Origin of the sequence: Spiroplasma endosymbiont of Nebria brevicollis (assembly GCF_964030895.1) — a bacterium.
GTDB lineage: Bacteria > Bacillota_I > Bacilli_A > Mycoplasmatales > VBWQ01 > Spiroplasma_E.
Genome location: NZ_OZ034986.1, coordinates 91586 through 115173, shown reverse-complemented (window position 1 = coordinate 115173; position 23588 = coordinate 91586). Strand labels below are relative to the sequence as shown.

The following is a 23588-nucleotide window of genomic DNA, read 5'->3' as shown; positions in this document are numbered from 1 at the left end:
ATGATTTTTTCTAAATCAGTTTTTTTAAAATAACCTAAGTCATTAACACTATGGTTAATTATGATTGGGGCAATATTACCATTATAATATTATTACCAGTTATTTCAAAACTTTCATTATTTATATGTACATTATTAGGAGAACAACAAATTAATGAAAGTTTTGAAAATCATCAATATTGGTTCTTAAAACAATAGGATTATTAATTTCTAAGTTAAATATATTATTACTAAAAATACTAGGAGTTATTGTTAATTGATACAAAGGATTCTGATTGAAATAGAAACTTAATGTTCCATAATTATTATCACTAACATAAAATGCATCATTAATGTTACTAGGTTTATCACTAGTAAAACTATAGTTTAAAACATTAACATCATCTTTATTAATTGTCTTTACTGGTATCATAATTTTATATGTGTTTCAAAATAAATTATCAGCATTGCCAATATGACCAACAATGGGAGTTAAATTATTATCAAACAAAGTTGCATTCTTATTACCTGCTCCATTATCTTTTTGGTAGGTAACAGAAGTAGAAATACTAATACTACCACGCGCTTCTTGCACATCACTATAGTTAATATCATATTGAAAAATAACATTTTTTAAAATATTGTTTTTAGGTTCAACATAAGATGATGACATTCCATAACCTTTTTGTACGGTTAATTCAATATAATAATATGCTGTTTTTTCAGCATTTGCAATAGGAAAACCAACAACCCTGAAAGTTGGTATTAAAAATACTTGATTTACCAATTGTGAACCATCTCATTTACTTGTTTCTTTAAGATTAATTTTTTGTTCTAAATAACTACTTTTATTTAATAAATCAACATTATTATAATCCATTATCACACCACCTAAACCAAATATAAATACAAGAAACGATTAATAACTGTTTTTTGTAGTTTTTCATATTCATGGGGATGATAATGATTTTTTCATCAATTTTTATTAGATTTAGTTAAAAATGTTCTAACAATATAACTATATTCATTTTTAGGAAGTAAGGCCAAAACCGTATCAACAATTTGGACATGTTTTTCATAATTCTTTAAATTAATAGTTGTTATTTTTTCTTTAGCATAGTCAACAGATGTTTCTTGAATAATGCCTGTTTGACTAAAGTTATTAGTTTCTATTACTTTCTTAGCTTGAGTATATTTGGTAAAAATAGCTGCGACCACTCTTTGAACAATACTTATTTGTTCTTTCATTATTATCACCTCAATAACAACTAAAGAAAAAACTTAAAATTTCCTTTTTTAATTTTTATTTTTTAGTTTTTTACTAAATTACGTGAAGGTTATAGGGTAATAATAAATTTCAAACTTTATGTCTCTAATTTTCCTTACTATAATGATTTATTTTTTTAAAAGTTGGAATTATTTTAAATAAAATTTCAGATAAATATTACTAACACCATTAAAAACCTTAAGAAAAGATCACCTCTAAAATAAGCACTAATTAAAATTACCACTTAACCTTCAGTTAATTTGTCCAAGTTATAAATAACTGTCATAACTATTCCAACTAAGTCGGTTACAATAAACCTGAGTTAAAATTAAATGAGACAGTTAACAACAATTACATTTGATGACATGTTTTAGTGCTTTTACCAAAAACTTTAATGATTTTAAAATTAAAATCAAACATTTTTTTCCTTAATAAGCACGAGCAAAATAAGTTCAAGCACTATTAGGGGTTTTACATTTAAAACAATTACTTGGTGTTTTATATACTTCTAAGGGAATGCATCTTGAAACAGTAGATGTTAATTCCTTAACTTCTTTTTCGCAAATCACTTGATTACAAAAGGGAACAATGAAAAAACCTTTATGGATTTTTACTAGTTTTTTATATTCATCAAAAGTTGTAATTTCTTTTAAATTATTTTTTAAATTAGTTGCTGATTTAGTTAATAATTCTTGATTCATAGTAACAAACAAATTATTAATTATCTTTATAACTTGTTTTTCATCGTTAAAATTAGTAAATGTTTCACTTAAGTTATGACGTAGAACTAGTTTAATTTGATTAATTTCAATTTCTTTAGTTCCAATTTCAATTCATAATGGAATACCTTTAATTTGACTCTCACTTTTTTTAAAAGAAAAACTTTTATCATCATTATTTACCAAAACTTTAAAATGTGGTTTTAAATAATCATTTACTTTTTGGACAACTTTTTGAACTATTTCATTTTTTAGCGATAAGTTTAAAATCATAATTTGTGTGGGAGCAATGGTAGGTGGTAATACTAAACCTAAATCATCACTATGCACCATTATCAAAGCGCCAATTAATCTTGTTGATACTCCTCATGATGTTTGATAAGCTAATTCTTGTTTATTATCTTTATTAGTAAACTTAATATCAAAGACTTTCGCAAAACCTTGACCAAAATAATGACTAGTTCCTGCTTGTAATGCTTGTCCATCTTGCATCATACTTTCGATAGTATACGTAGCTTTAGCGCCTGCAAAACGTTCATAAACGCTCTTCTGTCCAACAATAACTTTAATAGCTAAGTGCTGTTCAACAAACTTAGCATATAATTTAATCATTGATAGCGTAAATGCTTGTGCTTGTGCAGCATTGTTATGAATAGTGTGTCCTTCCTGTCATAAGAATTCACTAGTTCTTAAAAAAGGGCGAGTATTTTTTTCTCAACGAATAACACTACATCATTGATTGTAAATTAATGGAAGTTGTTTGTAACTACTAATAATTTTGGAAAAGTGACGGCAAAATAAAACTTCTGATGTCGGACGGATAATAAATGACTCTGGTAAAATAACATCACCGACTTTAGTAACTGTGGCACATTCAGGGGCAAAACCTTCGATATGGTCTTTTTCCACTTGAAAAGCTTTTTGACTAATTAACATTGGTAACATCACATTTTCAACATTTAATTTACGAAATTCTTGATTAAGAATTGTTTGCATATTTTCTCATAATGCATAACCACGAGGACGGAAAATGATAGTTCCTGCTGTACTACCATTTTCAGCACCATAATCGCAAAGTTCACCTTGTTTAATGACATCAGTATATCATTTAGCAAAATCAGTATCTCGTAATGTAATATTTTTATTTAATTTTAAAGCATGGATTTTCATAATTTTATTTATTCACCTTTCATGTATTGACTCTTATGTCATTTTCAATAGTTTGGATAATTTAAAGCATCCAACGCTTTACTTGCTTGCTCTGATTCTAATATTTTTCCTAATAAATAATCAACTTTTAATGATTTTAAAACAATAATTTCAGGAACATTAATTAATCCTCGCGCTAAAATATTTTTAATACCTAAGATGTTTAAATAGTGAATACAAATAATAACATCAATATATTTACTAAAACTAAATGTTACTTGTTCTAATAAATTAGAAGTTAACACAACATAATCGGGTTTAAAATGGTTAATTAATTTAAAATTATCGATATGACGTAAATCATGGGTAAAACTAATTTTAATTTTATTGCTACGAATGATTTTGATAATAGGGTCATACTTATTTCAACTGTTGATTTCACCAATATCTTGGAAATCGAAAATTAAATCACAATTTTCAAATAAACTTTTGCGTTTATTAACAATGGAAATAATTTTGGTTAAAATTGTTTTGTCTTGTAATTCAACTAAACTAATAGGGATAATTAAATTTTTGTTTTGTTTTAGTTTGGCAAATTTTTCTAATGATTCAATGAATAATGGTTCACTAACTTTTCATCATAAACCAGAATTTTGAATGTTACGCATTAAAACTAAATATGAATCATAATAAGAATTTTTTACTAGATTTCATCAAGCATAATAACAGTTAGGTTCATTGGAATTATCACTTTTAAAAACGGGTCTAATACTAACATTTAACATTTTTTCCATTTGCTCTGATTGTAACACAGAATAATGATTAAAGTCAGGAAAATTATTAATATCATTAGTTCGTAATTTAATTTCAATTAAATCAGTTTTTTGAACTATCTCTGATTGATTTTTATCAATAATTTGATTGTACAAAATATAGACATTAGAACTTTCACTTTTAGCAGTAGCATATATACACAAAACTTGCGTTTGAATTTGTAAATAACTACTTTTTTCTACTAAATTACGTTTGATATAAGCATTTAATTGTTTTTGAAAACGATACAAATTAATACGTTTATTACGTGAATAAATCAGAAATTGACCATCGTAATAACGACAAATAATACTATTATCTAAACCTAAAGTTATTTTACTATAATATGAAATTAATAGTTCCATTCGTTCAATATTATTAACTGTTAAAATGTTTTCTAACGCTAAGTAATTTTTAATTTTAATTAGTATCATATATTCGAATTGACTAGTTGATTTTTTGCTATATTTTTTTTGACTAAAATTATCTAAAATACTTTGCACAAAGTTAGCTTTAACTACTGTTAATTCGCTTTGTTGTAAAACAATGGCTTGCGAAATAGCAAACCGATTATAGCGAATATTACTTTGCATTTGACAATAAAGGATTTTACTACTATTATCAAAATAATGAACTGATAAATCGTAAATAATAATTTTATTATGCAATTGAAAAGAAACCGAAAAATGACAAGGCTCAAATGGAATTTTGTTTACTAGCAAATCTTGAATAAAAATCTCAATTTCTACTTTTGTTTTTCTATTAATCATGGATTTAAAAACAAATAATGAGATACGTTTCTTACGGTTTAAAACTTCTAAACGGTCAGAAAAAGTAATAATTTCATTTTTTAAATCAATTTTTAATGGTACTAAACTTAATAAATCGCCGTGAATAATATTGTAATATTGATTGTTACGATGATTTAAATGTACAAACAAAATAATAATGATGGTCATAAAGGGAATTAAACTAATAATAACTATGGCAGATCAATTCATTTGTTATTTCCTCCTTTAATCGTTACCAGAAATAATATTACCGTTATTACCTTGATAAAGTTTTAGTTTTAAGTTTTGATTGTCAATATAAATTTTTGCTAAGCGAAACATTTTACGATCTTTTACTAAGATTCAATCAATAGCGGCGGCGGGAATAGTTTCATAAATTTGGATACGATTAGTATCAGGGTTTAATCCCCAATCTTTCGAAGTGTTTTGAAATAATTTATGAACATCAACGGAAACAATAGCAATTTTGTTAACATCAACATTTTGTTCGGCACATCATTTTCAAAAGAAATGACGAGTTGAATTTCCAAGTTCTAATTCTAAATAAGTAGAGTGTTCTAAATAAGTTCAAACCGTATATTCTTGTTTTGGTAATAACTCAATTTTTTCAGTAGGACGAATTCCTTGTTCTAAAATTAATGGAATATTATTAATATCAGTATAAAAAAAACAATTAAAGACATTTTTGCTTTCTAAGTGTTTAATAATCTGAATAGTTGGTCTGCGACGAAAATTTAAAAAAGCATTATTACGTTTTTTATTACGTTTTTTATTAAAAATTTTATTAGAAGGGTTAGTTTCAGGTTGTGGTTTATTTTTAAACTTAAATTTATCAAAAAAAGAATGTTTTTCCAATTTTGTTTCTGGTAAATTCGAGATTTCTAAATCTGGTTGATTTTCATCATTAAAGTATTCTTTAATTTTTTTAATTCTACGTTTTCAACCCATATTGCAACGACCACCTTAATAAATATTAATATAATTATACTAAATTTTATTAAAACAATGGTGCTAAAATGCGAAAAAGGGGTAAAAATACACGACGATAAAAAGTACTTCGTTTCATTAAAGGATTGATTTTAATCAAAGTAGAATGGGTAAAATCTTTTTCAAATTGGATTCCTAAATCGTTATTAGTTTTTTTATCATAAACTAATACTAATGTTTGATGGTCAGAATAAAGACTACGATAATCAAGATTAGTAGAACCAATAATAGTGATATTTTCATCAAAAATACCACTTTTAGAGTGATTAAAAACACTATTATATTCATAAATTTCCACTCCTGCTTCAATTAATGAATCATAATATGTGCGTGACATATCTAATGACAAAAATTTATCAGTAATTCCTGGCAATGTTAAACGCACATCAACTCCTGAATAAGCACTATTACGTAAGGCTGTTATTAAGTCACTAGTGGGAATTAAATAAGGAGTATTAATTCAAACCCGAGTTTTAGCAGAACTAATAAACTTAATAAACAAATCTTTCTGAATTGTTTCTTTGGTAACAGGGCCATCATCAATGACTTGGACAATAATATTATTTTTTATTTTTACTTTAGGATTTTCAACAGCAATATCAATAATATCTCCAGTAATAAAATGTCAATCTTGACGGAAAATTAAATCAATGGATTTAACAGCTTCACCAACAATCCGAATGTGAGTATCACGCCAAAACCCATATTTAGCTGATAAGTGAATATAATCATCACTTAAATTAATACCACCAGCATAACCAATAGTACCATCAATAACAATATCTTTACGATGGTTACGAAAATTATAAGTACCAGTCATAAAAGGTAAACGCACAGGTGAGAATTTATGAAAATGAATTCCCATTTTTTTAATTTTTCAAATTTTATATTTTGATAAACTAAAATAAGAACCAACCGCATCATAAATAATATAAATTTTAATACCAGCAGTAATTCGTTCTTTTAAAATTTCTAGCATTACTTCTAATAATTCACCTTCGGCAATAATAAAATAATTAATAAAAATATAAGTTTTAGCATTACTTAAATCTTCAAACAACTGATTAAATTTTTTAGGGCCATTACTTAAGATTTGCACATCGGTATTTTTATAAAAAGGGCGATGAGAAATTCTCGTTGTATAACGAAATAAACTAGCCATATCACTATCTAAATTTGAATTTTCTTGATTTAAACTTGCTTTAGAAAAAGTTCAATCTTCTTGTTCATAAAAATAGTTGTTAACTTTTAAATATGCTTTTTGTTTTTTACGATAGCGATAGGGACGACCAAAAGTTCAATATAAGAAAATTCCTAAAATAGGTAAACACAAAGTAACCATAATCCATGATAATTTAACATTTTCCACTCGATTGGTAATAAAAATAATAATTCCCGTTAAAATGGTAACGCTAATAATAATAATTAAAAATATTCATGAATAAGCAATATAGTTAAATACTAAAAAAACAAAACCAGAAATAAAAGCAATATATAAAATTAATGATAAAAATAAATTTACTCGTTTACGCATGAATAGTTTTTCTCCTAATTTAAATTTAGTTTTGTTTAATTCAATTATAACTAATTATTGCTTTTTTTATTTGATAAAATAAAAAAAGCAATTTCTGCTTTTAAATAAATATAATGGTGGAATGGGAGAGATTCGAACTCTCGCGACAGTTTCCCGTCCTAACTGATTAGCAATCAGTCCTCTTCAGCCTCTTGAGTACCACTCCAAATTAAGTTACTGTAATTATTTTTACAATTAATATTATAACTTTAATTTTTATAAATACCATGCCTTTTTGAAATTTTTTTAAGTAATTACTTATTTTTATTAATTAACTGCATTAAACTGACATATTAATATTTTAAAAATAGAACTGATGGTTAGTTTAAACTAACCATCAGTTCTATTTACCTACTATTAATTTTTTTTCAATTCTTTGTAATTGTCTAATTAAATCATTAATCGTACCGTTATTTTTAATAGTGTAATCAATATCTTTATTTAGAATTAAATATTTTTTTTGTTGACTTAATAGAGCAATAACTTGTAAATCATTAACATTATCTCTTGTTTTTACTCTTTGTACTTTTTTATCTTCATCAGTTTCAATTAACAATACTTTATCTACCAAAACATTAAGATTAGCATTAAATAAGACAGCACAATCAATAACAATTAGTGTCTGTTGACACTTATTACGTTCAATATCAGTTTTAATAATATTAATCATGGGCGGTCAAATAATTTGTTCTAATTTTCGTAAAATTTCAGGATTTTGAAAAGCTTCTTGACGTAACTTTTTCTTATCAATATTTTTATCGCTGCTAAGAAAATGGTTACCATATTCATTAATTAATTCAATTTTTGTCTCTTTTAATGAGTAAATATGATGCACAATCTTATCAACAGATATGACATATGCTCCCATACTTTGAAAAAATTCCGTGGCAGTAGTTTTACCTACGCCTGCTTCTCCAACAATTCCAATAATCATATTTTTCACCTTTTTTGTTTTCGATTTGATAACTAGCAACCATTCCAATCATTGCTGCATTATCAGTACAATATTCTAATTTAGGAACGATAATTTTTAAATTAGGAAATTTCATCTTTAATTTTAATACTGCACTTCTCAAACCTTTATTAGCACTAACGCCACCAGCTAAAACCAAAGTTTTAGGATGATATATGTTAATGGCTAATTCAATTTTATTAATTAAAACTTGAATTACTGTTGTTTGAAAAGAAGCAGCAAAATTTTTAACTTGAATATGTTCTTTTTCTTTGTCTATAAGATTGGCACAAGCTGATTTTAAACCACTAAAACTAAAATCTAAAGTATTATCATTTTTTGGTAATGGTAATTTATAAGCTGCTATTCCCTTTTGAGCACGTACATCAATTTCAGGTCCACCAGGATATGGTAAACCAAGCATTCGTGCTACTTTATCATAACACTCACCAACCGCATCATCTAATGTTTGACCAAGTACTTTAAATTGTAAGTGTTTTTCTGCTAACATTAATTGTGTATGACCACCACTAACTAATAACCCTAAAACTGGAAATGTTCACGTATCTTCAATTAAAGAAGCATATAAATGACCATACAAATGATTACAAGGTAGTAATGGTTTTTCTAAATATAAAGCAATGGTTTGAGCAATAACTTTACCAACATGTAAACAACTAGCAAGACCTGGTGTACTAGTATAAGCGACATAGTCAATGTCGGATAGTTTAATTTTAGCTTTTTTAATTGCTGTTTGCAAAACTGTTGGAATGTTTTCGCTATGTGCTCTGGCTGCTAATTCAGGAACAACACCGCCATATTTTTGATGGAGTTTGATTTGTGAAGCAATAATGTTACTTAAGACTTTTTTGTCTTTTATGATAGCAACACTAGTTTCATCACAACTAGTCTCAATTGCTAAGATTATCATCAATTTCCTCTTCTGCATAATGAGCAATGGCAGATTCCAATGCTAATATCATCATTTTTCGAAAACTAGTTTCACGTAAATCAGCAGAAATTGATTCACCTGTCACAAAAGAATCTGAGATAGTTAATAAGCAAGCAGCATTTTTCTTTAAATATTTGGCATTAGCAAATAAAGCAAAAGATTCCATTTCCACTGCTAAACATTTACTAATCATTGGGTCTTCACGACGATCATCTTGATCTGCACGATAAAAAACATCACTTGAGTGAATTAACCCATTTTTTAAATTAAGTTTTTCTGCTAATAAACGATCAACTGCTTTGATTTTGTGATTGTTGAAATTGGCATCAATCGTTTTAGCTGTTTTATTAATTGTTTCATAAATAGTCCCAACAGCGCAGATTTGGTTTTCGTCAATGTTAGCAGCATACTTAGCGAATGTTGATTCGCTGTAGGCTTTAGTAGCATTAAGAATATCATAAACTTTAATATCTTTTTGATATGCTCCTGCGCTTCCTACTCTAATAATACAATCAACTTCATAAAATTTATATAATTCATATGAGTAAATACCAATTGAAGGCATTCCCATGCCACTAGCAGCAATAGTAATATTACGACCTTTATATTTTCCAGTAAACATTAACATATTACGAACACTATTTACTTGGGTTCAACCTTGCAAAAAATTAGTAGCAATGTATTCAGCACGTAGCGGGTCACCTGGCATAATTACCACTTTGGCAATTTGTCCTGTTTCTGCTTTAATATGCGCAGTTGGTGTTGTTTTATCTGTTTTCATAGACTCTCCTTTTATTTATTAAATATCCTACTTATTATAATATATACTTCTATTTCTAACAACTTATTATTTTCAACAAGGTGAAAAATAGTAATTACGAAAGTGTCACCCCTAGGTTGGACAAAACTTAGTAAGGAGACCTCTTTTTATGAGACAATATAATAAAACAGAAAAATCATTTATATATGATTAAATAAAAACAACAAGGTGAAAAAATTTTAATTTCTAAAAGCGAAAATTAAAATTATGGAAAAGTCCATCTATACCAAAACCAGAACCAAAAAAATATCAAATTGGCAAAAAAAATTTAAATGCTATGAATAGACTAGGTTTACATCATAATCGTAAGAAAAAATCATATTGAACAAAAGGTAAATTAAAACCTGAAAATAAATTATTTAGTTAAAATTACAAAAAATATTTCTTTTATAACTAGTAAACCATTAGAAAATAGTTTTAGATACTAGTGAATTTAAAATTAACAATGAGAAAAAGTATTTATGAGCATTTGTTGATTTTAATTCAAGAAAATTGTTTCATCATCTTTGGTCTGATAACCAAGAGAAATCTAACTTATGACAGCATTAAACGAATTAAAAACTAAATATGATTTAATCAATTCAATCCTTCATACTGATCGTCGTTTATAATTTAGAAATTATGATTATTAAAAATTTATTGAAGATGACTAGTGGTTACGTTTCGTATCAAAATGCTAGAATAGAAACAGTTTTTAACACATTAAAAAACTTACTTTAAAAGACGAAAATTTGAAAACATGGATACCTTTATTTTACATATTAATCATTCAATTTGAAATGCTAGAAATTAGGGTATAATTATTCCAACCTAGTGGTTGAAACTCTCATAATTCCTTGATTACTACATATTTAAAGTTAATTTCACTTTATCTTTAAGTTTTTCTACTTCTTTAACTTTTTGTGCTAATTCTGCAACATTAGTAGCATCTCCACTGTTGTAAGAAGCAAGTGCAGGTGGTTTACCAGATGACTCTTTCATAGATGGCGTTTGAGTCATTGGTGGAAGTTTTTTTGATTTATTTGGCGGACAAATTGTTAATAACCTGTCACCAATTAGTGTACTATCTTTTTGACTAATTCCAAGATTTATAATTCGTTTATTACTAGAAACCTCTTCGTTTTCAGAAAACACAGTTTGTTTTCTTTTATTTGTTTTTTCATTTAAACTATAATCATGTGTATTTTCTTCAACATTTTGACTGTTAATAGAATATAGATTTTTACATTCTTTTCTTTGAAGTTTTAATGCTATCATTTTATTTTTTGCTTCTTGTAAAAATTTTTCTCTTTCACTAGAACTAAAGACTATACCAGTTGAAGTTGATGGTTCTTCTAAAGAAGAGGAAAATAATGAATTATTTTCACAATTTTCCATACTCATTCCTTGTTCACTTTCAGTATCATTTGTTATTGATTCTGGGTCATCATAAATATAATTATTAATAGTCTCTACAAGATCTACTTTCTCAAATTCTTGAATATCAAAATTAGTATATTGTAAATCCTTATCATTAAATTCTTTGAAATCATAAGTGTCATTGTCATCACGTAAGTTTTCGATATTAATAAACAAAGATTCAGTAATTCCATCAGTATGAATTTTAAATTCTAAAAAATTTTCTTCTAAATCTTCATCTAAATTAATTTTCTTATTATGTTCAAAAAAAATTTGAACTGCTTTTCTTTCTTCATTATCTCCATCTTTAATAGAAAATAAAAGAAAAAGATTATATGTTTCAGTTGGGTATTTAATCCAACAAATTTCATTAATTTCTGTTACCATTAGTTCCTCCAAATATTAATTATAAGAACATACATTAGTATTTTGTATGACCTTTAAAATTTTTTTCATCTTTTGCTCTTTACTTAATAAAATTGTTATCATAATAAGTCAAAAAACTCATAACTTAATTATATCCTATATTAGGTGTTAAATTTGAAAAAAATAATAAAATTCTGATAAAAAAATGAAAGAATCACCTCAAAACCTGAGGTGATTCTCGCTTATATACTAATTATTTTTATCCTATCGTTTGGATTTATTAAATGGTATTCCTAATGCCTTAGGGGTTTTACTTCATCGTGATGTAAATACTAATACTAACAATGATGTTACAAATGGTAACACGCTTCATAAATCAGCATTATTAGAAACTCATGGTGCAATATCTGGTAAATATGGAATACGAGAACCTGTTGTTTCAACAATGGCAAATAAAGCAGCACCAATCGTAATTAATGGCACTCGTCATTGACCAAATATTAGAATCGCTAAAGCAATAAAGCCATTACCACCAACCGTGCCACGGAAAGTTTGACTGGCATACATTGTAAAGACACCACCGGCAATTCCAGCTAAAAATCCTGAAATTAAAACAGCAATGTAACGTCTTTTAATAACATTAATACCTGCAGCATCAGCAGCATTAGGATTTTCACCAGTGGCAATATGACGTAATCCTCATTTTGTATGTTTTAAAATAATTGCCACTGCCACTAGAATAATAATTGCTAAAAATAAATATAAATTAAAGAATTCAGTAGTACCAATTTTTGGTAATGTATAGGGAATAGCAATAAAACCATTATTACCTGGTAATTGTACAACAAAGACGGCAATCGCTGCTGCTAGAATATTAATAGCAACCCCAGAAATAATTTGATCTGATTTCAGTGTCACACAAGCAAATGCATGAAAGATGGCAAATGACATCCCAGCAATTCCTGCTATTAAGAACGCAATGATTTGTGATCAATTTCCTCATGATGAGCCAATATTTTTACCGAAAGAAGCAAACGCTAATGCACCAATAATCATCATTCCTTCAATTCCAATGTTAACAACTCCAGCACGCTCTGAGATTAAACCTGATAGTGCTCCCAATACTAACACCACAAAGATTAAACTAGAGTGCTGAATAATTATACTAAGTGCATCCATTAATTGTCACCTCCTAATTTTTGGGTTTTAATTTGCATAATTGTTTTTGTTTCTTGTTCTAATAATGCACTGAATTTTTGTTGAAAGACATCTTTTTCAAATGCTAATTTTTTCGTAAATTGTTGGTTTAAAGTTGTAATACTGCTATTAATAGGAGAAATCTTTTTATGTTTCAAAATATGAATAGTATCATGCAATGTTTTACGATCAGCTTGCACTTTGGCATTAAATTGGTTATTTAAATTTTTAATTTCCAATTTACTTTGTGAAGTCTTATCTTTAAGTAATGGTGCAATTGTTTTTTGCAATTGTTTTTTATCAAGATTTAATTGTCATTTATATGCTTGAACTAAATCTTTAGTTCGTGATTTTTTTAAAACATTTTTTTGTTGTTTTAGTAAAGTTAGTTCACGAATTAATTCTAATTTGTAATTATAAACAACATTTTCATATGTAATTTTTTCACTAATATAACTATTTAAACTTTCACCATAAATTGCTTTTTTTTGGTTTTGAATATTATTTCAATTTCCAATTTTACCTTTTTTTCAAATAGCATTATATTGTTTGTGCATATAATAATTTAAGGCTTTTTTTTCTTGTTGCATTTGAGCTCAACTTATACCAACTTTATCATTTTTAGCATTTATTAAGTCTTGTAAATCCTGATTAACAATATTCTTTTGTTGTAAAATATTTTTTCTTAGTTGTTGTTTTGTTTTTTTAATAGTTAATAATGCTTGTTGTTTTGCTTTTACAAGTTTTTCATTTTCAACATTGTATTTAGTTGTTAAATTAGCAATTTCAAGTTTAAAAGAAACTTTTGATAATTTATTAATTTCACTTGCGTATTGTTGTTTTAATTGTTGAATTTGGTTTTCGATTTCTGTTTTATTTTTTTGTTGTTTAACCAGAATTTGATAATTTTCTTTTTTTAAGGTTTCAATGGCAAATTGATTTTCCTGATTTATTTTAACTTTCATGGCTTTAATTTGCAGATTATATTCTTTTTTAATTTTAAAGGTATTAACAAATAATTGATACATCTTGCCAATATAACCGTTAACAGTTTTCCGTTTATCTTTGCTAAAGACAATATTGCAATAACGAATTATGAATTTTAATGGTTCTAATCGTGCTAACAATACTGCACAAGCTGCAGAATAAATAATAACACCAAAGATAATATCACCAGTTGCTGTTGGTAAAGTTAATACAGTTCCAATTGAACCACCACTCTTAATTAAACCTCATAAGAAAGCAGCACCAACAACACCAAAGGCATTAATTTGTCCTACTAATGCAACAGCAATACTATCAAAACCAATAGTTGGTAAATCATCAGTTAAAAAACTAATTGAAGGATTTTTAGCCACATAGTAGATAACTGCCATCACACCAGCTAACGCTCCAGAAATAACGAATGATGTAACACAATAACGTTTACGATTAATACCACCATAGTCAGCAGCAAAGGGATTTAATCCTACTGTTCGTACTTTATATCCGAGCGTTGTTTTCTTTAACAAAAATCAAATTGTAATAACTAAAATTCCTGCTATTAATAACGGTAAAATACAATTATATCCACCAATACTCATACTCATATGCTCATGAATAGTCGCCGTTGTGCCATGACTTGAATCATATAAATCACTACTACGTTTGAACAATCATTTAACTAAATATCAAATTGTTCAGTTTAATAAAATTGACGTTACAACTTCGTGTACATTGAAGAACACTTTCAATAGTGCTGTCAGTAAGGCGACAGAAATAGCAGTTAAGATACCAGCACCAAGGGCAAAAATAATAGCAACTGGTTGTGATAAGTCATAACGAACTCCAATTGTAATTACAACCGCTCCTGCTGCTAGCATTTGTCCTGCCACTCCAATGTTAAACATTCCCGAACGAAACGACACTACTAAGGCAAGTCCTGCCACAATGTATACTGCTCATCATACTAATGTATTATCTCAATTATTAGCGGGTCAACTCGTAAAAGCATATGTTAATAATAATTGAAAATAAGTTATAGCATTTTGTCCTGAACCAATTATTACAAAACAAGCAATAATTAATCCAAAAAGAATGGCAAAGATGGAACCTTTAAATTTACTAACGCTAGACTGCATTTCACTTGATCCGATGTAAAGCAGACTACGACGTTTCAAAAATCATGTTTTTTGATTAAGCATTTTTAGTTTCTCCTTTCTCTAAGGTTTGTCCTGCCATCATTAATCCAAGTGATTCACGGAGCACATTTTTAGCATTTACATTACCCGTAATTTTACCAGCATGTAAAACAACGATTCTATCTGCTAATGACATAACTTCTGATAGTTCATATGAAATTAATAACACAGCGTTACCACGGGTTTTTTCTTCTAAGATACGACCATGAATGTATTCAATAGCACCAATGTCTAATCCTCTAGTTGGTTGTGCCACAACTAAGATTTTATGTTTTCGTGTTAGTTCACGACCCACAACTGCTTTTTGTTGGTTACCACCTGATAGACCACGCGCTAGCGCAAAACCACTTTTGCTACCACGAACATCATATGTTTGAATAATACCTTGTGCATAATATTGAATAGCTTTACTACGAATTAAACCACATTTAGAAAATGGATATTGACTAATGTTTTGTAATACCATATTGTCAATAATATTATATTCTAGCACTAATCCATATTTATGACGGTCTTCAGGGATATGACTTAAACCATGTTTATACAAATTTTGAATAGAAGCATGAGTCATATTTTTATTACCAAAGAAAATCTGACCTTTTTCTGTTTTGATTAAACCAGTAATAGTAGAAATTAATTCAGTTTGACCATTGCCTTCTACTCCAGCAATCGCCACAATTTCGCCAGCTTTAACTTCTAGATTAAAATCAGAAAGTCCCATAATTTTTTTGTTGCCAATTTTACGAACAAATAAATTATTAACTTTTAAAGCAACCTCACCTAATTCATTACCACCAGGATTTTTTACTTCAACTAAGTCTCGTCCCACCATTAAGGTAGCGATTTCTTCTTTGGTTTTAGTTGCAGCAAGAAAGTTTTCTACCACTTGTCCTAATCTAATTACTGTGACACTATCAGCAACATGTTTAACTTCTTCTAATTTGTGACTAATAAAAATAATTGTTTTACCATCACGTTTTAGTTCTTCAATAATTGCTAGTAAACTAGTGATTTCTTGGGGTGTTAATACAGCAGTTGGTTCATCAAGAACAATAATGTCAGCACCACGGTAAAGTACTTTTAAGATTTCAACACGTTGTTGCATACCAACACTAGCATTTGCAATTTTTAAATTAGGTTTGATTTCTAATTTATATCTTTCGGAAATAGCTTTTATTTTAGCTTTGGCATGTTTGTAATTAATTCACTGTCATTTAGAAATTGGTTCACTACCTAAGATAATATTTTGAACAATCGTAAAGTTATCAACTAATTTAAAATGTTGGTGAACCATTCCAATTCCTAATTCACCAGCCCGAATGGGTCCAGAAATTACTACTTCTTTACCATTTATTTTAATTAAACCTTTGGTTGGTTGGTATAAACCAAATAAGATTGACATTAAAGTTGATTTACCAGCCCCATTTTCACCAACTAAGGCATGGATTTCACCTTTTTTAATTTTTAAAAAAATATCCTTATTAGCAACAATTGTTCCTAAAAAGACTTTTGTAATGCCTTCCATTTCAACAGCATATTGTGCTTCTATTTTATCAATATTTGTGTTCACTCTCATCACCTCTTTCGTTACTAAAATGGATTTGATGTTGGTTTAATACCGTTGGCTCAAAAATCTTTTTGGAGATTTAGAACTTTTTGTCAACCGACAGATACTTTGTTAAGTAATACTGAGACTTCAGAATCAGTAGTAAGTGGTGTATAAATATCTTTGATCGCTTTGTTAGCAGCTAATCCGGTAAATCCAGGGCCACCATTGTAAATAGCATTATCAGTAAAAGTTTTTTGTGCTTCGGGGTCAGATGGATGGATTGGTGATTCATTAGTTCTATCAACTGATCTTCACAACATCAAATCAACAGAACTAACAATATCTTTTTGCGCAGATGTAATAAAACGATCAGCTGATTTCGGATATTGTGCTTGTTGATCTGTATCAACACCAATAATTTTACCATTACCAGATTTCAATGCTGCTAATGTGTCTTCTGTTTGTGGACCTGCCACTGGAAAGATAATATCGGCGCCTTGTCTAACTAATGAATCATTAATTCCACGAGAACTGTCTGAACCTTGGGTAAAATTACCGCTGAATTGGTTACCAGAAGTAACAAAATCAATATTTGGTAATGTCGATAAACTAAATTGGGGGTTTAAAATTTTTACTCAATCTAACAACTTAGTTTTTAAGGGATTGGTCTTATCATTAAATAACTTAATAGCTCAATAATAACCATACATATAATTAGTAACTGCTGAAATGTCTGCACCACCATAAGTTGACATTTTTAAATCATTGCCATATGACTCATGATTTGCTGCTAATCAAATAGCACCTGCTAAACCTGCTAAAAAACCTGATTGTTCAGATTTATATAGCAAACCTGCTAATTGTTTATTTGCTTTTGGCACTTCACTATTAGGTGTGTCACCATCAACAAAAACGAATTTAGTTTGATGCTTTAAAACACCATTTTGTGATTTAACTAACGCATCATGATGCAAGAATCCCGATGCAATAACAACCTTACTATTAATAAATACTGCTTTATTGTAAGATGTCATTAAGTTATCCAAAGTTGTTAATTGAGGATTATCTCATGAAACTTCAACTCTCTTATCTTTATAAAAAGGATCTACATAGATAGTATGACTTCAAACATAAAATTCTTTTTTAAACTGCATAGCACCATTGTATGAAGACTCATTAAATGAATGATCGGTAATAGTATGACCATCAGTTACTACTGTTATTCGATAAACACTAGGATCATTGAACTGATTTTGACATGCAACAATGGGCAAGATAGACATTGCTGATAATGCCAAAGCACTTAATGAAAAAAAGATTTTACGCATTTTATTCCAATCCTCCTTTTTAATTATAATTACTATTTATAAAAAAAAATTAAAAAAAAGAAAGCAAAAACATTACTTTCTTTTAGAATTAACCAAATTAGTGTTGACTATACATGTTGGTAGTAAGATACTAGTATTAGTATGTTCAAGATTCTTGTTATCCATTTTAATTGATGTAAAACAAGTAAAGGGGAATAACTTGTAATTCAAAAAACTACTAATTAATATTCTTTTTTTATTATTACTTATCAAAAACACTGTTCTACTCCTGTAAATGGTAACTCTATACTCTACCACTAATTAAATAGTAATCTTAATCTAATAAAAATTCAACAAATTTAATAATATTTTTAAATTTTTATTAAAACTTTGGTTTATATTTTAGTTCTTTATCATCAATTTTTGTTTGTCAAGCATCTTCTCATTTACTTGAACTTGAATTTGTGGCTAAATCATTTGATAGAATATTAAAAGCAGCAGTTACTTTCTGTGCTAATAATTCATATGATGCACTAACTAAATTTTGATAAATAAGATTAATAGCATCATTGTCAGAGATTCCTGTGTATCCTTTGCCTAATGATACTTGAGGTTTTGTACCATCAAAATATTTGCTAGCGTCGTTCAGTGGTTGTACAACACTCTTATCATAGTTTAAATTAAATGCATATCATAATCAATTGCTAACTGAGGCATGAATCCCTTTTAGCGCTGAAGTAAGAAACGTATTTTTAGCATAATCATATTGTTTAGTTTGGTCAACGTCAACACCAATTACTTTAGCATTACGGTTAATACTTGAATTTTTAATTGTTGATAGTAAGTCAATGGTTTGTGCCCCTGCTACGGGCATGACAATATCTTCACGGTTACCATCAATTAATTGTGAAGTAATAGATTTAGAATCTTTAGTCCCTGATTCAAAACCACCTGTAAACTGTTTAGCAATTTTATCAAAACTAATTTTATATTTAGAAGTAAAATCAGATGAAGACATAGGGTTAGTGTTAGGTCTAAGATCATTAACCATCTTTAATAAGTCATTATTAGTGCGGAAATTATTAAAGTAATAAACACCTCAATAATATCCCATCATATAACTAACTATGGTTTGTGCTGGCAAGCCCCCAAATGTTGACATTTTTAGACCATTACTATCATATGCTTCATGATTTGCTACTAATCAAATAGCACCTGCTAAGCCTGCTAGAAAACCTGATTGTTCAGCTGAATAAGTTAAACTTGCTACATCAATAGGATTCTCTAATTGTGCATCTACCAAAATAAATCTAATCCCTAATGCTTTATAAAAATTTTGAATTTTTGGTGTTAATGCTTCTAAGTGGTGAAATCCTGCCAAAACAATCGTTTTAGCACCCGCAAACGCTGCTAAATTGTAATTGTTTTGTAAAGTTGAAACATCATTATCACGAGAAATAATTCAGCGACAGCGCATTTTTTGACTTTGTCAAATTTCATCTCCTGGAAATTTACCAATTATCGTACGATTCTTATTAAAGTTATCGGTAAATTCTTGTGCTCCTTCTAACACTTGTTGATTAAAAGCTTTATCAAATAAATCACCACCATCAGTAATAATTCAGACATCACCAATACTAGAAATACTACAACCAGTTAAACCTGCTGTTGAACTACTAATTAGTAGTGTTGCACTTGCTACTCTTAAAAACGTTTTCATAACCCACTCCTTAGTTTAAAAAGTCTTAATATATAAAAATACTAATACTTAATAAAACTTTTTACAAGGTAAAATATTTATTTTTTAGCATATTTGCCATCAAAACTTATAATACCTGCATTATGAGCATCAATAATAACACGTGCACAATGAATGGGATTGTATAAGATACTTGTTTTCAGATGAGTGTTTGCCATTAATAATTTAATAAATAACTCAAAATCACTTTCTTTTAAAACAAAGTTATGAGTAAATCCTTTAATATCTTTCATTTCAACTGATAAGGCAATTAATATTTTACTGATTATTCCTCATGAAGAACATCCAACATTGCTTTCAATTCTACTAATTGTTGCTTGACGAACACCAACAAGATTCCCTAAATACGCTTGTGTTCATCCATGTCGTAGACGCATACGTCTAATTTCTATTTCGATAGCCAATTTCATTGCCCCTATTCTTTTCATTTCATTATATATGTCATTCCCAAACATTATTATGTTATAAAAAAATAAGAAAACAACAATTTTATTCTTTTTTTGTATAAAAATATAATAAAATTAAAGTGGTGATATAAATGAAGAATGAATTAATAAAATATTGAGGGAAAAAATGCTTTTTCGCAATCAGTATGCTATGACTATTTAGTCAAATTATATTTGTGATAATAGCAGGAATTTTAATAAATTCTGTTGATGATAAATTAATTAATATTTTAGTAATTGTAGGAATTAATAGTTTAATGTTATTAATTATGTTTGGATTTTCAGTTAGCATCTACACTTATGAAACTGTTTATCAAATTAAAACCACAGGTAGTACATATGAAACTAAACTTTATCGATACTTACTAATTTTATTTGGATTTGGATGGTTAATATTTTTTATTTCAAATGCTTTGTTTATGTTAATAAATGGTGCTGTTTATAATATTAAACTTGATTATTTTGATACATTAAATCAACAATTATGAAAATTAATAGTTTTAACATCATTTAATTTAATCATGATGATTTTACATCGTCAATTAATGGCTTACACTTTAAATCATTCATCATTACCATGAAGTAAATGAATAGATAAAAAATAAATTTCAACTCCTTAATGTTTAGGTTGGGGAAAAACAGATATCAAAAAATCAAAGCATTCTCCTATTTCTCTTACCTATTTTCAACAATAATTTTGTAAAATTAACTTACACAGTTAATTGGAAAGCCTCATTATTTCTTGCTTTAATACTTCTTGTTGAGTTGTTATTGTAACTATTTCTTGTGCTAACTTTACTTTATTTTTAACTGAATTAATTACTCTACATCTTAATTTTTTGTTTATTTCTAAAATTTCAGTTGCTGTTGCAATTGTTTCTTGCTTTAACTTTACTTGTTGTTCATTTGAATTAACTGAATTAGAAACTAATTGTTCTAATAATCGTATCATTTTAGTTACTTGTTGAGTGTCTAATTTTTCCAATTCTTGCTTTAATGCTTTTTGTTGGGTTGTTATTGTAACTATTTCTTGTTCAGCTTTCACTTTATTTTTATAATTAGTTTCTAATTCAGTTACTTTTTTACCTTGTTTCTTTAATTTTAGTTTTTCAGCATTTAATATTTTTAGTTGTTTATTCAATGGTTTTTTTAGAATTCCTTTTCTAATTTCTAATACTTCAAGTTTTTCATATAATTCTATTGTTTTAGTTACTTTCTCAATTGCTATTTCAGTTATTTGTTGAATTAATATTTGCATTTCAGTTACTTTTTTAGATGCTATTTGAACTATTATTTTCTGCTTTAATTTTTCTATTTTAGTTTCTTGTTCTTCTAATTGTTTATTTAACTTTCCCATTTTAGTTGTTAATACTACTAGTTGTTTATTCAATGGTTTTATTTCAATTTCTACTTCATCTAATTTTTCTTTTAATTGTTTACTTAATTTTAATATTGCATTTGCTTTTGCAGTTATTTTTTTATACAATTCTAGTATTTTATTTGACATTTTTTCTAACAATCCTTTTCCTCCATTTACTGGTCTCTCTTTCACTAACTATCTTCTTTTGAAAATAAAAAAATCTATTACTTTCTTAAAAAAATAATGGATTAAAAACCATATTTAATTTTTTATTTGTATTATACATACATTTATTAACTTTATATAATATATTCATAATGTTCTAAAAAAGTGTTTAATATTGAATTATTAGAAACTAACCATAAACATATTCACAATTCAAAGGAATTAAAGAAAATTCATCATATATTGAAATAATAATTTATTTTTATTTAGAATAAAAAGTATTGAAATATGAACTTGTCAAGTAAAGTAGACAGTAACACTTGAAACAATTACTGTTTCATTAATTATAATGTTTAACATTTAACAGCCTAAATAAACAAAGTTTATTGTGAAAAAACCTTACAAATTTAATTATTTAGCACTATAGTTTTTCATATATTGTACTAATGATTTAATTAATACACCCTTACCACGATCATTTTTATAAGCAGTTCCAGCAATATCTAAATGTAAGAAAGGTTTATCTTCAGCAAATTCAACTAAAAATGCAGCTGCATTTGATGAACCACCATATGGGTCTTTTGATATATTACTTAAGTCAGCTAATTTAGATGAACGCATGTTCAAAAAATTTTGTTGGTGAATTGGCATACGTCAAATTTCTTCATTAGATTGTTTAGAAGCTAAATTAAAATCATTAAATAATTTATCATCAGTGGCAAAAGTGCCAGTCATATAACTACCCAATGCTACTAACATAGCACCAGTTAGTGTTGATAATTCAATAATACGGTTAGCTTTTCCTTTTTGTAAAGCATAAGTCATACCATCTGCTAAGACTAAACGTCCTTCGGCATCAGTATTATTAATTTCGACGGTTTTACCATTCATTGAAGCAAAAATAGTTTCTACTAAAGTAGCATGGCCACCAATTTTATTTTCAGTTAAACAAGCAACTGCGATAAAGTTCAATTTTAATCCTAATTTAGCGCCAGCAATCGCTGCATTACAAACAGAGGCGGCACCTGACATATCAAACTTCATACCTTTCATAGCAGATGAAGGTTTTAATGAATATCCACCACTATCAAAAGTAATACCTTTACCAACTAACCCTAAAATATCATCAGCATGTTGGGGGTTACCTTTATATTCTAAAACTACAACTTTAGCATCAAAATGACTACCAGCATTAACTGCTAATAATAAATTCATTTTTAAGTCAGTAATTTCTTTTTGCCCTAAGACTTTAACTGTTAAGTTTTTAATTCCTTTAGCAGCATCAAGAATGTGTTTAGCAAATACTTCAGGGTATAAAACATTAGGCGGCATATCTTGCAGATTACGTGCTAAGTTAATACTTGCACCAAGAGTATCTACTTGTTCTTGTGAAGTATAAGTTGGGAAACTTGCTGTTGAAATAACATTGTATTTAACTTTTTTTGTTTCTGATTTTTTGGTTTTCAAAGTATATTCTTCTGCAGTGCCAAATCATAATGCTTCATAAATAGTTTGTAATAAAACACTTTCATCAAGATTTGATGTTACAAATGATTTAATGTCAATGTCTAAATCTTGAGTGTTAGTGCTACTAAAACATAAAAAGAAATCATAAACATCGTTACGAGTTAATTCTTTACTTTCACCCAAATATAAATAATAAGTTTTAGTTTCTGAAATTAATGTTAATTTCTTTTTTTGTTTAACAATTAATTCATGGGGTACTTTATCAGCAAATACTGCTGTTAATTTTAATGTTAGTTTTGCTTTACTACTAATTTGTAGTAAACTGTTTTTTGCCATCTATTTCACTCCTAAATATTTTAATTATCAAAGTAATCACAATATATTTCCTTTACG

At 27.7% G+C, this 23588-nt stretch carries 19 protein-coding genes and 1 tRNA gene; 1 reads left to right on the top strand and 19 read right to left on the bottom strand.

Going from position 1 to position 23588, the window contains the following annotated elements; all coding sequences use genetic code 4:
• Positions 1-150: 150 nt before the first annotated feature.
• The 17 genes from AAHM98_RS00650 to AAHM98_RS00570 all read right to left on the bottom strand — a co-directional run bounded on the left by AAHM98_RS00650 (position 151) and on the right by AAHM98_RS00570 (position 20212).
• Complete coding sequence (locus AAHM98_RS00650) at positions 151-858, bottom strand: hypothetical protein (protein ID WP_342276598.1); 708 nt, start codon at positions 856-858, stop codon at positions 151-153.
• An 11-nt stretch (positions 859-869) separates the two neighbouring features.
• On the bottom strand, positions 870-1226 hold the full coding sequence (locus AAHM98_RS00645; protein WP_342276597.1) for an MG284/MPN403 family protein: 357 nt from the start codon (positions 1224-1226) through the stop codon (positions 870-872).
• 447 nt (positions 1227-1673) lie between these two features.
• On the bottom strand, positions 1674-3134 hold the full coding sequence (gene proS / locus AAHM98_RS00640) for a proline--tRNA ligase (RefSeq protein ID WP_342276596.1): 1461 nt from the start codon (positions 3132-3134) through the stop codon (positions 1674-1676).
• 8 nt (positions 3135-3142) lie between these two features.
• Complete coding sequence (locus tag AAHM98_RS00635; protein WP_342276595.1) at positions 3143-4927, bottom strand: hypothetical protein; 1785 nt, start codon at positions 4925-4927, stop codon at positions 3143-3145.
• Between the two features lie 15 nt (positions 4928-4942).
• Complete coding sequence (locus AAHM98_RS00630; protein WP_342276594.1) at positions 4943-5665, bottom strand: acetyltransferase; 723 nt, start codon at positions 5663-5665, stop codon at positions 4943-4945.
• Between the two features lie 49 nt (positions 5666-5714).
• Positions 5715-7238 carry a cardiolipin synthase gene (gene cls / locus AAHM98_RS00625; protein WP_342276593.1) on the bottom strand — a complete coding sequence of 508 codons (1524 nt, stop codon included), beginning with the start codon at positions 7236-7238 and terminating at the stop codon, positions 5715-5717.
• Between the two features lie 114 nt (positions 7239-7352).
• A tRNA-Ser gene (locus AAHM98_RS00620) sits at positions 7353-7443 on the bottom strand.
• Between the two features lie 177 nt (positions 7444-7620).
• Complete coding sequence (coaE, locus tag AAHM98_RS00615) at positions 7621-8211, bottom strand: dephospho-CoA kinase (protein ID WP_342276592.1); 591 nt, start codon at positions 8209-8211, stop codon at positions 7621-7623.
• Positions 8174-9160, bottom strand: coding sequence for a tRNA (adenosine(37)-N6)-threonylcarbamoyltransferase complex transferase subunit TsaD (tsaD, locus tag AAHM98_RS00610; RefSeq protein ID WP_342276591.1), 987 nt, complete (start codon positions 9158-9160; stop codon positions 8174-8176). The genes coaE and tsaD overlap by 38 nt, the downstream gene beginning before the upstream one ends.
• Positions 9135-9962 carry a purine-nucleoside phosphorylase gene (locus tag AAHM98_RS00605; RefSeq protein ID WP_342276590.1) on the bottom strand — a complete coding sequence of 276 codons (828 nt, stop codon included), beginning with the start codon at positions 9960-9962 and terminating at the stop codon, positions 9135-9137. The genes tsaD and AAHM98_RS00605 overlap by 26 nt, the downstream gene beginning before the upstream one ends.
• A gap of 882 nt (positions 9963-10844) precedes the next feature.
• A complete protein-coding gene (locus tag AAHM98_RS00600) occupies positions 10845-11786 on the bottom strand; it encodes a hypothetical protein (RefSeq protein ID WP_342276589.1) in 942 nt (313 codons plus the stop codon).
• Between the two features lie 243 nt (positions 11787-12029).
• Positions 12030-12944, bottom strand: coding sequence for an ABC transporter permease (locus tag AAHM98_RS00595; RefSeq protein WP_342276588.1), 915 nt, complete (start codon positions 12942-12944; stop codon positions 12030-12032).
• Positions 12944-15145 (bottom strand): ABC transporter permease subunit, encoded by a 2202-nt coding sequence (locus AAHM98_RS00590; protein ID WP_342276587.1) that lies wholly within the window; start codon positions 15143-15145, stop codon positions 12944-12946. The genes AAHM98_RS00595 and AAHM98_RS00590 overlap by 1 nt, the downstream gene beginning before the upstream one ends.
• A complete protein-coding gene (locus AAHM98_RS00585) occupies positions 15138-16667 on the bottom strand; it encodes an ABC transporter ATP-binding protein (protein ID WP_425289596.1) in 1530 nt (509 codons plus the stop codon). Before AAHM98_RS00585 ends, AAHM98_RS00590 begins: the two co-directional genes overlap by 8 nt.
• A gap of 65 nt (positions 16668-16732) precedes the next feature.
• Positions 16733-18019: a BMP family ABC transporter substrate-binding protein gene (locus AAHM98_RS00580; protein ID WP_342276585.1), complete on the bottom strand. Its 1287-nt coding sequence runs from the start codon at positions 18017-18019 to the stop codon at positions 16733-16735.
• A gap of 361 nt (positions 18020-18380) precedes the next feature.
• Entirely contained in the window at positions 18381-19718 is a 1338-nt protein-coding gene (locus AAHM98_RS00575; RefSeq protein ID WP_342276584.1) for a BMP family ABC transporter substrate-binding protein, read from the bottom strand.
• A gap of 77 nt (positions 19719-19795) precedes the next feature.
• A complete protein-coding gene (locus tag AAHM98_RS00570) occupies positions 19796-20212 on the bottom strand; it encodes a helix-turn-helix transcriptional regulator (RefSeq protein ID WP_342276583.1) in 417 nt (138 codons plus the stop codon).
• 83 nt (positions 20213-20295) lie between these two features.
• On the opposite strand from AAHM98_RS00570, the gene AAHM98_RS00565 reads away from it, so the two are divergent.
• A complete protein-coding gene (locus tag AAHM98_RS00565; RefSeq protein ID WP_342276582.1) occupies positions 20296-20808 on the top strand; it encodes a hypothetical protein in 513 nt (170 codons plus the stop codon).
• A 113-nt stretch (positions 20809-20921) separates the two neighbouring features.
• Here AAHM98_RS00565 and AAHM98_RS00560 read toward each other — a convergent pair whose 3' ends face one another.
• Together AAHM98_RS00560 and AAHM98_RS00555 are read right to left on the bottom strand one after the other, a co-directional pair.
• Entirely contained in the window at positions 20922-21722 is an 801-nt protein-coding gene (locus AAHM98_RS00560; protein ID WP_342276581.1) for a hypothetical protein, read from the bottom strand.
• 417 nt (positions 21723-22139) lie between these two features.
• A complete protein-coding gene (locus AAHM98_RS00555; protein ID WP_342276580.1) occupies positions 22140-23531 on the bottom strand; it encodes a peptidase M17 in 1392 nt (463 codons plus the stop codon).
• Positions 23532-23588 lie beyond the last annotated feature (57 nt).